At 42.0% G+C, this 13,557-nt stretch carries 7 protein-coding genes; 3 read left to right on the forward strand and 4 right to left on the reverse strand.

Features of this window, described 5'->3' with window-relative positions; genetic code table 11:
* Positions 1-10: 10 nt before the first annotated feature.
* A complete protein-coding gene (locus KR50_RS06895) occupies positions 11-1,666 on the forward strand; it encodes an ABC transporter substrate-binding protein (RefSeq protein WP_041056573.1) in 1,656 nt (551 codons plus the stop codon).
* Positions 1,667-1,839: 173 nt separating this feature from the next.
* On the opposite strand, the gene KR50_RS06900 is transcribed toward KR50_RS06895, so the two are convergent.
* From KR50_RS06900 to KR50_RS06915, 4 genes are all read right to left on the reverse strand, one after another.
* Positions 1,840-2,082 carry a hypothetical protein gene (locus tag KR50_RS06900; RefSeq protein WP_041056576.1) on the reverse strand — a complete coding sequence of 81 codons (243 nt, stop codon included), beginning with the start codon at positions 2,080-2,082 and terminating at the stop codon, positions 1,840-1,842.
* Between the two features lie 36 nt (positions 2,083-2,118).
* Positions 2,119-2,751 (reverse strand): HNH endonuclease family protein, encoded by a 633-nt coding sequence (locus KR50_RS06905; protein WP_041056579.1) that lies wholly within the window; start codon positions 2,749-2,751, stop codon positions 2,119-2,121.
* A 539-nt stretch (positions 2,752-3,290) separates the two neighbouring features.
* Entirely contained in the window at positions 3,291-4,391 is a 1,101-nt protein-coding gene (locus tag KR50_RS06910; protein WP_232304253.1) for an alanine/ornithine racemase family PLP-dependent enzyme, read from the reverse strand.
* Positions 4,388-5,470: a DUF1611 domain-containing protein gene (locus KR50_RS06915; protein WP_041056582.1), complete on the reverse strand. Its 1,083-nt coding sequence runs from the start codon at positions 5,468-5,470 to the stop codon at positions 4,388-4,390. Before KR50_RS06915 ends, KR50_RS06910 begins: the two co-directional genes overlap by 4 nt.
* Before the next feature lie 701 nt (positions 5,471-6,171).
* Between KR50_RS06915 and fbp the strand changes: the two genes are divergently transcribed.
* Together fbp and KR50_RS06930 are read left to right on the forward strand one after the other, a co-directional pair.
* A complete protein-coding gene (gene fbp / locus KR50_RS06920; RefSeq protein WP_041056585.1) occupies positions 6,172-8,103 on the forward strand; it encodes a fructose-1,6-bisphosphatase in 1,932 nt (643 codons plus the stop codon).
* A 1,006-nt stretch (positions 8,104-9,109) separates the two neighbouring features.
* On the forward strand, positions 9,110-13,444 hold the full coding sequence (locus KR50_RS06930; protein ID WP_084215521.1) for a S8 family serine peptidase: 4,335 nt from the start codon (positions 9,110-9,112) through the stop codon (positions 13,442-13,444).
* Positions 13,445-13,557 lie beyond the last annotated feature (113 nt).

A 13,557-nucleotide genomic window follows, 5' to 3' on the forward strand; every position in this document is an offset into this window, starting at 1 on the left:
GGAGAAATCGATGAAAACAAAATGGAGAAAAGCAAGTGCTGTGATCATGATGGGAACGATGCTTACAGTGGCGGGCTGTCAAAGTGACAATGCAGCGACAAAAGAAGAAACAACCGGCCCAGTCACGTTTTCACTCTTTAGTGCGGATCCTCATTCCCAGTGGGACAACATGGAAAGCCCGGTCAGTCAGAAGGTAAAAGAGACAACAGAAGTCACGATAGAGCCGGAATTTGACGTTGGAGGCGGAGAACAGAAGATTCCTCTCATGATCGCAAGCGGTGAATATCCGGATTTGATTCTGCCAAAAGGGAATGCAGGCAAACTAGTAGACGCGGGTGCGCTCATTGATTTAACAGATCTGATTGAAGAGCATGCTCCGAATCTGAAAAAAGTATATGGTGATTATTTCAACCGCTTAAAATGGAGCGGAGAAGACGAATCTATTTATATTTTGCCTACTTCACGAGTGGATCATACCTACTGGGCCCCGGGCAATGGCTTTATGCTGCAGCATGATGTAGTAAAACAGCTGGGTTATCCGGAAATTCGAACAGTAGATGATTTTGAGAATGCAATCAGGGAGTACAAGGAAAAGAACCCAACCATTGACGGACAGCCGACCATCGGGTTGTCGTTGCTGGCCGACGACTGGAGAATTATGATTTCAACCACGAATCCGGCTTTTTACGCGACAGGTGCTCCGGATGACGGCGAATTTTATATTGATCCCGAGACATATGAAGCGACCATGCATTACCGCCGTCCTGAAGAAAAAGCATACTTTAAATGGCTGAACCATATGAACGCTGAAGGTCTGCTGGATCAGGAGAGCTTTGTTCAGAAGTATGATCAATATTTGGCGAAAATATCCTCTGGCCGTGTATTGGGCTTAATCGATACAGACTGGGAAGTAGGAGACGCACAGCGTGCACTCCGTGAAGCAGGTAAAACAGAGAGAATGCATGGCATGTATCCGGTCACATTAACAGAAGAATATAAACATCCGAATTTCCAGGATACCGGTTATCTTGGAGGCTGGGGAATCGGAATCACGACAGAGTGTGAAGACCCGGTGAGAGCAATTAAATTTTTGGATTACCTGGCATCTGAGGAAGGTCAAATTCTTCAAAACTGGGGAATCGAAGGTGAACATTATACAATTGAAGACGGAAAACGTGTCATTTCTGATGAAGAGATGAACGAGCGCAATAACAATGCCAACTATGTGAAAAATACCGGCATTGGGGTATTAAGCGGTTTTGCTCCCTTATATGGAGATGGTGTAACGGATTCAACAGGGCAGACCTATTCGATTGCCAGTCCGGATCAAATCATTAACGCGTATACCGATACAGAAAAAGAAGTACTATCCAACTACAATGTAGAAATGTGGAAAGACCTATATCCTCAAAAAGAAGAATTCCCGGTAAAACCATGGGGAGCAGCCTACAACATGCAGGTTGAGGCAGGTACCGATCTTGAACTGATCATGCAAAAATCTCTGGATGTTGTGAAAAAACGTATACCTGAAGCCATTCTGGCAGATCCGTCTGAGTTTGACGATGTATGGGACAGTTTCATGGCTGACCTGGAAAGTGCAGGCGTTGAACAGGCAGAGGCAGATTACACAGAAATGATTAAGGATCGACTGGAGCTTTGGGAGTAACAGAGATATTAAGTGAAAAAAGACATTGGAAGTCAATTCTTCCAATGTCTTTTTATGTCTCTATTAAAAGGAAAAATCGTTCCATAACTCATTGAAAAACACATTATTTATAAAATCTCCGTTGTGCAGGGCTCGTTAAACTATAATCAAGTTAGAATTGCGTCACTCAGTTATTACGGCCGCTCAAGAACAGAAGCGAGCATACGGTGGACAACTTCATGGTCTCTCTGATCGTTAAGAAGGTAATCTTTGCCGGGTAAAGTGTACCATTCCTTGGCACCTGCATATGTAATTTTGAGTGAGAGCATACCGCTGTCATCACAGGTAGTAAGAAGCTCAAGCTCTCCGCTGATAACGCCGACTTCAGTCGTCATGACTCCGTGTGTTGCAGTGAAAGTGGTAGACTTTTTTTCCATTTGTGAGTCTCCTCCTTGTTTAAAATGACTTAAAGATTAGTATGAGCAGGTGTTAAGCATCGTTTGCAGAGAAGTTTTCTCAGAAGCCTGCAGGCTCAGGTTCCACGTATGTTTTGTATTAATCCACCATTTAGCATATCCGCAATGTGCACTATAGCGCGGCGGCTGCCATGTTGAAGGGTCCTGGTCACCTTTAGAACGGTTAACACTGGCAGTTACGGCAATCAGATGTGGGCCGCTTAAATCATTTGCAAATGCTCTGCGCTGTGATTCTGTCCAGCTGCTTGCGCCTGAACGCCACGCTTCGGCTAAGGGAACGACATGATCCACATCAAGTTCAGATGGCGAGTAAACGACTACACCGTCAAAATAGCTGTACCATTTGCCAGATGTGACAGGACAGTTTCCACTGAAATAATCAGCATCACGCTGAAGAACGATTTGGCGGGTGTCACAGCCGCTGCCCTGACCGATCCAATGTGGAAATTCATCCCGTGAGTAGCCGGCCATCGAGCTTTCCGATTTTACCGTTAAGGAATTTAGTTGTGATTGAGCGGCCGATTTGGATGGCGTGTCAGGCAGAAAGGCCGAAGCGGGCTGCGCATCAAATTGAAAAGCAGCAAGGGATAAAAGTAAGGCAAAAACAAATAATAGTGGTTTTTTAAACAAAGAAATGCCTCCTATATGTAATTTTTTATATTGACATTTCGTTCATGTTGATAAACGAAATATTAATAATTAGGTGAGGGCGTAAAGCAATTTGTTCATCTTTAAAATTCCGGTTAGCGGAGGCATTTCTGTAATGCAGACAGCTGAATAATGGCGGGGCTGCTAGTTGCTATGATAGGGGATAATGAAAACATATAACAAGTTAATAATTTGTAAATGACCAAATCATAGAGAGGTCTCTTTGATGAATGAAAAGGTCAAAAAGATAGGGAATTCTCTTTTAAAGAAACTTCATTAGATAGAAAGGCAGACTCTTTAAAGATTTATTTGGTTTTTCAATGTGAAATTTTACCTGGACTAAAAGACTGTCAGAGGTCCTGCCAGCGCTTTACTAAAACTTAATAAGAAAATATTGAATTCATTTGGCAAAATAAAGCTTTCACCATTCCATAGAGACTTTTTTCAACCCTGCACAACAAAAAAAATGGCCAGTCTGTTGAACAGGTCTCAACTTAGACGGCCGTAAGTAGTGTATTTTTTTAGATATATTCTTTAGCTACAGCAGCAGACGTCATGATTGACAGCAGCGCCCCGTAGTTCACGGAAAAAGCTACCGCATCTCCAACCTGCAACTCAACATTTTTCGCATTGAGAACAGTGTGGTCGCTGCTGGATCCAATAATGTTCAGATCCAATAAAGGAGTCAGTCCGGAAACTAAGACATCCTGGAATCCAACGCCAAGAATACAACGCCGGATATCACCCATTTCGTCAAAGGAAGGGTATAATCCCAATACGTTTTGTGCGATTTGTCCATAGGGGACAGAAGGTTTTATTTTTGATTCAATGACTTCTGAGTAAAATGTAAAAGCATCTGTGTACAAACCAGGAATAGGTTCACGGGAAAGGGTTTCACGTCCAAGAAGGATCGATTCTCCAATACGTAAATGATTAATTTCACCCATTTCTTCACTAGATGAAAACCAATTGTAATTGGCAGAATTGCCTCCTGAAACAATCGGCAATGGCAGCGCATATTGCTTTCTGATTGCAATTGCCAGGGTAGAGAGTGTTTTCATTTTTTCAGTATCCGGCTTCACTCCTCCGAAACAGGCGAAATTAGCTCCAATTCCAACTAACTCGATCCCGGACATCTGAGTAATCTGAGGAATATAGTGATCTAGCTGGTCTGGCATAACCCCTTCACGCAAATCCCCAAGTTCAATCATGAGAATGATTTTCTTTACAGTATTTCTTACAATAGCACACTGAGAGAGTCGCTCAATCACTGTGAGCTCAGTCTGCATACTGATATCTGCATACTCTGCAACTGCCTCAATTTGACTTAGGGCGGGCGTTCTCAATAAAACAAACTCAGCTTGTACACCTGCGTCTTTCATTTGTTTTATATTTTCGATCTTTGAATCCCCTAATTGCCCAATCCCATTGTCAGTCAGCATATTGGCAATTTCTAAGCTGCCGCAGACGCCTTTTGTAACAGCCATTACATTAATGCCTTTTACTCCATACATCGCATTTATTTTCCTGGCGTTATGAGAGATTTTTGAAAGGTTAATTTCCATTTTCGGCAATGAATGATTGAAGTGTGTCTCAACAAATGGCTGATTGGCTGCATTCACCTAACGAGCGTTTTCTTGTGTGACAATGACGGAAAGGCGGTTAAGATGCTTTGAACAAGCTTATCGCAGCCATGCTTAAGAACGTCCGTTGTCGGAAGCCCAAGTTCCTTTTCATATCTATCAACCGTTTGATCTATTTGAGGGTCCGTCATATTTTCATGGTTAATGGTAATGGCAACAACTTTTGAATGGGAGAAATTTTCGATTAATTCAATTTCACTTTTTACTGTTGGCATTTTCATAAAAGGAAAGTCTCCTAGGTTTACGCGCATTGGCGGGTGCTGAACGATGACAGCGCCTGGTCTTGCCCCTTTTAAAATACCAGATGAGCTGATATAAGCAGGATGACTAAGAGCGCCTTGCCCTTCGACAATAATGATGTCAGGATGCTCTGTGTTATACGCTTTCATTATTTGGTTTTCAATTTCACCCGTTATATATTGAGAGGGCAGCGCATCAACAGCAGCTCCATAGGCAGCACCCTGGAGTAGTCCTGTTTGGCCTGTTGCGATAAAGGCTGCAGAGAAACCGGCTTTTTCAAGAGCTGCCTGAAGTAAAACGGCAGTTGTTCTTTTGCCTACTGCACTATCCGTTCCAAGTACAGCTACGACTGGTGTCTCAATTGATAAAATTTGTCCGGAAAATAAATGAAGATCCTTTTTTAAAGGTGGTTTTCGCACATCAACAATTGTCACGCTGTACTGATCAGCGTATTGCATAAATTCCTTATCTTCTGCTAAGAATTCATGCAGCGGATTAATAATATTCATGCCCAGCTTCATCGCTTGAAATAATAGCTCGCGTTCTTCTGATTTAAGAAATGCTTCAGCAGGCGCAATCCCGTAGATAAAATCTGTTGGCATTTTCTCCAGACGTTCAATCGCTTGCTCTAGACTGTTGAATACCGGAATCCCGTTTTTGCCTTCGTCAAGTACCTCGCCTGCGTCCAAACCTGCTTTCGTGCTGTCAATTACGCCAGTAATATCATATTTTCCTGACTGACGAATTAATCCATTAGCGGTTTTTCCATCCATTTTACCAAAATTGTTTTCACAATATATTAATGCTGTATTCTTCAATTAGTGTTCCTCCTATAATTAATTGTACATAAAAAAACACCTTACCCATTTAGACGAATTGAACAGAGGTCAGTGATCTAAAAGGGAAAGGTATTGTCTTTGTATTCTTTATTATAGCACAGTTTCCAATTCTTTGAATTTATTCTTCTTTAGTAATTCCTTCCTAGGCGCTTTTTAGCTTAATTTAAAAAAATATATTTTAAGATTAATAGCAGCTTTTAATTATGCTTTACAAAGGAAAGATAGTTAATTAATAATGACTATTGAAATCTATATGTGATATTTCGTGCTAGTATGTTACTAACAATAGCGGTTTGTTCTGATCGGCTTTAGATTAGTTGAGTGCGTGTACAATATCGATTCGAGGGGACTGAGAACAACCGTCTGCGGTACGGATGGCTTCAGCGATTTAGTATTTGTTTTAAGCACCGTTTGGACGCTGGTCATGTACACCGTTGTTCCACTTGTTCTACCCATCATTCTTGTGTTTTTTGCTTCGAGAAGCAAGAGAGCAAAAAAATAGAATCACTTATTTCTACCTGAACCTTATCTCGCTTTCTATTATTCCACTCAAAATTTTCATGAGGAAATGTGACGGGAGTGGTAAGATGGAAGAGGATGGGATGGAAAGTTTTTATTATTAAACAAAATTACATAAGAAACCTGATATTGCATGATGAAGCTAAAGGGGGATCATATCTGTGGACAAAAAGTACTTAGATTTACTGGCGCAAAAATATGATAGTGAAGAAAAAGTCGTGACGGAAATCATTAACTTTGAAGCGATTCTGAATCTGCCGAAGGGTACAGAGCATTTTGTCAGCGACTTACATGGGGAGTATCAGGCGTTTCAGCATGTGCTCCGGAATGGCTCTGGAAGAGTGAAAGAAAAAATAAGGGATATTTTCAGCGGGGTCATCTATGAAAATGAAATTAATGATATGGCGGCGCTTGTGTATTATCCTGAAGAGAAATTACAGATTATTAAAAATAGTTTTGATAATGAACAAGAGCTGAATCGTTGGTATAAAGAAATGATTGAACGGATGATCAAGCTTATTTCATACGCTTCCTCTAAATATACACGGTCGAAGCTGCGCAAGGCGCTTCCGGATCAGTTTGCGTATATTATAGAAGAACTGCTGTATAAAACGGATGAATTCGCAAATAAAGAGCAGTATTATAATAAAATTGTACAGCAGATTATTTCACTTGGACAAGCGGATAAATTAATTATCGGGCTAGCCTACAGCACACAGCGGCTTGTTGTTGACCATCTTCATGTAGTGGGGGATATCTATGACCGGGGACCTGAACCGGACAAGATTATGGAGGCACTTATAAACTATCATTCTGTTGATATCCAATGGGGCAACCATGATGTGCTCTGGCTTGGTGCTTTTTCAGGGTCTAAGGTTTGTCTTGCGAACATTATTAGGATTTGCGCCCGTTATGACAACCTGGATATTATTGAGGATGTATACGGCATCAATCTCCGGCCGCTTCTGAATCTGGCAGAAAAATATTATGGTGATAATTTGGTCTTCAGGCCAAAGACTCACTCAGATAAAAAAACATCTGACCACGAACGATTGCAAATCACAAAAATTCACCAGGCAATTGCGATGATTCAGTTTAAGCTTGAAAGCCCAATCATCAAAAGACGTCCGAATTTTAATATGTCAGGCAGACTCCTGCTTGAAAAGATCGATTACGAGAAAAACGAAATTTCGATTAGTGGAAAAACGTATCCGCTTGAAAATACCTGTTTTAAAACCATCAATCCAGAGCAGCCGGATGAGCTTTTGGAGGAAGAAAAGCAAGTGATGGACAAGCTATTATTTTCCGTCCAGCATTCTGAGAAACTCGCCAGACATATGAATTTTCTCATGAAAAAAGGAAGTCTTTATTTAAATTATAATGGCAACTTATTGATTCACGGCTGTATTCCTTTAGATGAAAAAGGAAATATGGAAAAAATGATCATTGAGGATAAAACCTATGCAGGCCGGGAGCTTCTTGATCTTTTTGAGCAATGTCTGCGCCGATCGTTTGCTCATCCTGAGGAAACGGATGATCTTGAAACGGACATGGTCTGGTATTTGTGGACCGGAGAGTACTCCTCTCTTTTTGGCAAGCGTGAAATGACAACCTTTGAACGGTATTTTATTCAAGATAAAGAGACTCATAAAGAAAGAAAAAATCCCTATTACCATTTACGTGAGCAGGAAGAAACCTGCCGCAGGATTCTTGAGGATTTCGGCCTTAATCCAGATCAAGGGCATATCATTAACGGCCATACTCCTGTAAAGGAAATTGACGGGGAAAATCCTATCAAAGCAAATGGCAAGATGGTCGTGATCGACGGAGGCTTTTCAAAGGCGTACCAATCAAAAACCGGCATCGCAGGCTATACATTATTGTACAATTCTTATGGCATGCAGCTTGTTGCCCACCAGCATTTTAATTCAAAAGAGGACATCTTGATCAATGGCACAGATGTATTGTCGGTAAAAAGGCTGGTGGATAAAGAATTAAAAAGAAAAAAAGTTATGGAAACTAATGTGGGAGAACAATTATTCCAAAAAGTCACTCTTTTAAACCAATTAATGGAGTATCGATATATTAAATAAAAGCCTTTATTAGAATGGGGTAACGAATGAATAATCTAACAAAAAAAATAAAAAAATTGTGTTCTAGTGGGCTGGCAGTCACATCGTTACAATTAATTTTCTGCAACAACCCAGCTGAAGTACGGTTGTAGAAATTAAGGAAAATGGGTTTTGACGACAATGAAGAAAACGTTGTGGCGCAATTGCTGGACAATAAAGAAGGCTGGGTTTATATGTTAACGTACTTAAAAGACTATTTGGAATCTGGAGTTAATTTAAGAGCCTAGCTGGTAAAGTAACAACGTTCTTAATTAATAATGTATGAAAGCCCTTCTGCTTTTTGGCAGAGGGGCGTTTTTATGAGGGAATACTGCTTGAGATGTTTTAATCTACTTCGCTATTCGACAAGAATCTAGCGGTGCAGTGATTACCACTTTGCAGACGCAAAAAAAGGGGGATGCCAATTTAAATTCGCTAATTTACTCAAAAAACCTTAGGAAATCTAAACAATTTACTTCCATAGGTAGAAAGGGCGACATGCTTTATGACTTTTATCGACTTTAATTTATAAGTAAATCGTTATATTACTTTGTAAATCGACAGGTTATTTAAAAAATTTGTTTAAAATTCTCTAGTAGTTTAACGAGTTAAAGATTTGGAAAAAGTGTTTTCCTGTTCAAAACGACTTGAAAAGACAAATTTAGTTACAAATAAAGTAAAATATGGTTACAAAAAACTACAGAATCTAGTTTGATAGTAAACCGTATGACCTGTTTTTTAATAGTTTGAAAATTCTTTCCATTTTCGACAACTTCCTTTCTCTGTCATTAGTAGAGTATAGATATACCCATTTCCTACATAAGTGATTGGTATGAACTAATCACATAACAACTGAGTAAATAAGGATGCAGACAGCATGTTACCTGCATCCAACGCCTGACACGGATCATGGGGATTCTGAGGAGAGGGGGAACGATCTTATCATTCAAACACTAAAAATTCTGGGAGGATGAGAATGAATAAGAACATGAAAAGAAAGTTTACCAGAGTGGCGTCTATGATTATGTGCATGCTTTTACTTGCACCGTCTTTCGCTTACGGACAGGCATCGGCACAGTCGAATGGAACAACAACCTCTTATTTAGGCAGTAGTAAGGAAATACTAGAAAGTAAAGTGGATAAAAAGATAAATCAACTGTATAAAGAGGATGAAATGGTGACGTTTCTGGTGCGAATGAACGAACAAGTGGATACGGCCAGTGTTGCAAAAGAAGCTGATGAAAAGGCCGTGCAATCAAACTTGACTTCTTCTAAAGCACAAATAACTAAGAGGTCAAAAATCGTCAACGAATTAAGATCCACCGCTAAAGTATCACAAGAAAGAGTGATGGATCTTCTGCAAAAGCAGGAAAGCAAAGGATATGCAAAAGATATTAAGTCTTTTTACATTGTGAATGGACTTGCCGTAACAGCGACAAAGGATGTAATGGAAAAAATCGCGTTGCTTCCTGAGGTAGCAAGTATCGATCCGAATGAAATAAGAGCAGTGATTGATACAGAAACGGCAGCACCTGAAAATCAAACAGAAGCGATCGAATGGGGTGTCGATCAAATTGGCGCACCTGCAGCATGGGAACAGGGAGTTGATGGTGCGGGGATCGTCGTTGCATCAATCGATACAGGTGCTCAGTGGGATCACCCTGCTCTTAAAGAGCAATACCGGGGATTCAATAACGGAGAAATCAGTCATGAATACAACTGGTTTGATCCTGTAAATGGGTCCGACACACCAGTGGATCCTGATGGACACGGAACTCATGTCACAGGAACAATGACGGGTACAGAACCAAATGATGTTAACCAGGTTGGTGTTGCACCAGGAGCGAAATGGATCTCAGCCAATGCTTTTGGTCCATCAGGCGGTCAGGATGTTCATTTATTGGCAGCGGGAGAATGGATTTTAGCTCCTACTGACGCAGATGGAAATCCGAATCCTGCCATGGCTCCGGATATCGTAAATAATTCATGGGGCGGCGGTCCTGGACTTGATGAATGGTATCGTCCAATGGTTCAAGCCTGGAGAGCCGCTGAGATTGTTCCGGTTTTTGCAGCCGGAAATACGCGGGTGGGCAACCCCGGGGGACCAGGATCGGTTTCAGCACCAGGGAATTATCCTGAATCCTTTGCAGTTGGAGCAACGGATATTAATCAAAACTTAGCTGATTTTTCTTTACAGGGACCTTCTCCATACGATACGCAGAAACCGGATGTTTCAGCACCGGGCGTTGCGATTCGCTCGTCACTTCCGGGAGGAACTTATGGAAGTTACAATGGAACGTCCATGGCAGCACCTCATGTTGCGGGTGCAGCTGCACTGGTTCTGCAAGCTAATGCTAACTTAAGCATTGATGAAGTAGAAGATCTGCTTATGGACACAGCAACGCCAAGAACAAATGCACAATACCCGACTGCACCAAATAACGGGTTTGGAGACGGGATTATTAATGTATTTGACGCAGTATCGGCTGTTATTTCCGGATTGGGAACGATCAGTGGTCAGGTAACAAAAGATGGAGAAGATACAACTGCTCCTGTCATTGACTACACGGGCCCTGAGGAAGTATTTGCAGGTTTACCAATCACGTTAGAAGCGACTGTAACAGATGATATAAGTGTTACAAACGTAATGCTCGAGCACCAAGTGGAAGATGGAACTTGGGAAACGGCATCTGCATCACGTGTTGGCGGGGATTATCTTAACGGAACGTACCGTGCAACGATCGATGGCGGTCATGTGACAGAAGGCACCATTGTGTATCGCTGGAAAGCGGTAGACTTTGGGGCAAATGAAACGGTCAGCGAAGAAGCTGAAATAACCGTTAATGCTCCTCCGACAGTCGGATACGAGCAGGATTTTGAAGATAATCTGGATGGCTGGACGATTTCCGGCCCGATGCAAACATGGCAATGGGGTGTTCCTGCATCCGGACCTGAAGCAGCCTTCTCGGGTGAAAAAGTAATTGCAACAAACTTGGCAGGAGATTACACGAATGATCTATTTGAAGCAATTGAATCTCCGCCATTTGCTATACCTGAGGAAGGGGCTGCGTATCTTCAGTTTAAACACTGGTACAACATTGAAACGAACTGGGATTTCGGTCACGTATTTATCTCAGATGACGGCGGAACTTCATGGGATCTACTTGAAACATTTACCGGATTAAGCGGTGATTGGGTTGATGGTCAATACGACTTATCTGCTTATGCCGGCAAAACCATTGTTGTAGCATTTGAGCTGGAGTCGGACTTCACAATTGTCAGACCAGGCTGGTATATCGATGACGTTAAAATTACGGATGAAGCCCTTTCTTCACTGACGAAAGCAAAAACGGTGAAAGACAGTGGACCTGTTAAAAAAGAACGTGCACCGAAATTTGATGCACAAAAAGTTACTGAACGGAAAAATGCACAAGCAGCTGTAGAGAAAAATGCAGCAGCAGAAGAATCTGTTCTATCCGGATTGCCTGTCGGTGCAAGAGTGACAGTAGAAGAAACAAATCGTTCTGTAAATACAGACCCTGCAACGGGCGAGTTCAGCATGACCCATGCGGTTGGTGACTACACACTGCTCGCTGAAGCATATGGATTTGCGCCTCAAACTCAAGAGGTTGCTGTTTTAGAAGATGAGAATACAGACGTTTACTTTTCACTAGAAGAGCTTCCAACAGGCACGGTAACGGGGACAGTTGTAAATCAGGCAACGGGTGCACCAATTAGCGGAGCAACCGTATACCTTATGGAAGATGCAGCTGTTACACCTGTGGTAACGGATGAGAACGGAGTCTATTCCATTACAGGCTACGAAGGAACGTACACATTAAAAGTTGTAGCTCCTAACTTCTATGGGGAAGAAGTCGAGGTTACAGTAGAAGGGGATGTAGAACAAGATATTGAACTGCGTCCATTCATCGGCTATGCAGGTGAAATTGGCTATGACGATGGCACAGCTGAAAATGCCAGAGCATTCTATGATGCAGGAAATGGCTGGGCTGTAAAAATGTCACTGGAAGAAGGTTCTGACGCGGCACTCGTCACTGGCGGTTTGTTCCGATTCTGGGATACAGAGTGGCCGGTTCCGGGCGGCACTGAATTTCAAGTAGAGATCTATGATGCATCCGGAGCAGATGGTGCACCTGGACAAAAACTGGCAGGTCCAATTGATGCCCAAGCAAAGCGCGATGGTACCTGGACACAGGTAGATCTAAGCAGCGAGGGTGTTGTAGTAGAAGGAGACTTCTATATGGTTTACATTCAATCCAAGGCAAATCCTGACACTCCAGGACTTGGTACGGATGAAGATGGACCGAACGCTGGCCGAAGCTGGCAGTATGTTGATGGCGCATGGTCACAAGTTCTAGAAGAGGAAGGAAACTACATGATTCGCGCACTCGTGGATTATGAAGTAACAGCCCCGTCTATTACTTCTCCTGCTAATGGTTCATTCACCAATGAAACCACCGTCAATGTAGCAGGTAATGCAGCACCGAATACGGATGTAATTGTCTACAATCATGGCGAAGAAGCTGCAACAACAACGGCTTCTGAGGATGGACAATATGAGGTATCTGTCGACTTATCAGAAGGGGAAAACGTTCTAACTGCAAGAGTTTCGACAGAAGCCGGAATGACAGACGAGTCCGCACCTGTAACGATTACAGTGGATCTGACAGCCCCTGTCATAGAAGTGACAAGTCCTGAAGACGGCATGAAAACAAATAAAGAGACGATCACCATCGCAGGAACGGTTAACGAGGAGCATCTTGACACATTCACCATTAACGGGCAGAACGTGTCCGTCACTGACGGTGCATTCTCCAAGCGGTTACTGTTGGAAAACGGTGAAAATCACTTTGAACTGACAGCAACGGACTTAGCTGGCAACGTTACAACAGAGAATTTAACAGTTGAAGCGAAGTTTGGTGAAATTGACATCCAAAATCTTCAGCCGGCAGAAGATGTTTATCTTAAAGCTGGAGAATCTGTTAAGATCTCGTTTGAAAGTGAAGAAGACTTGGATGCCAGCTTTATCTTACGTATGCCTTTAACGAATATTTCAGGCACAAGTAATGTAACTGAGCTTCCTGTGAATGAAGTAGCTCCAGGTCAATATGAGGCGTATTGGACAGCAACATCATCTGTTATTGCCGATGGCGTAGGAGTAGAAGTAATGGTAAACGATGAATTTGGAAATGAAGCTCGTCAACTCGCAGAAGGTAAGCTGTTTATTAATAGCTGGTCTCCTGGAGACAAGGATCGCCCTGTACGACCTTTACCGGGAAGACCTGATATTCCTGGAAGATAACCTAAGAAAGAGTGAAGATGTAGCGAATACATCTTTACTCTTTTCCTAAAATTATCTTTTATAATGCTGGAAGAAAAGAGCTCGAAATTGGTTTAATACCAAAATATATAAAA

Origin of the sequence: Jeotgalibacillus campisalis (genome assembly GCF_000829515.1) — a bacterium.
GTDB lineage: Bacteria > Bacillota > Bacilli > Bacillales > Jeotgalibacillaceae > Jeotgalibacillus > Jeotgalibacillus campisalis.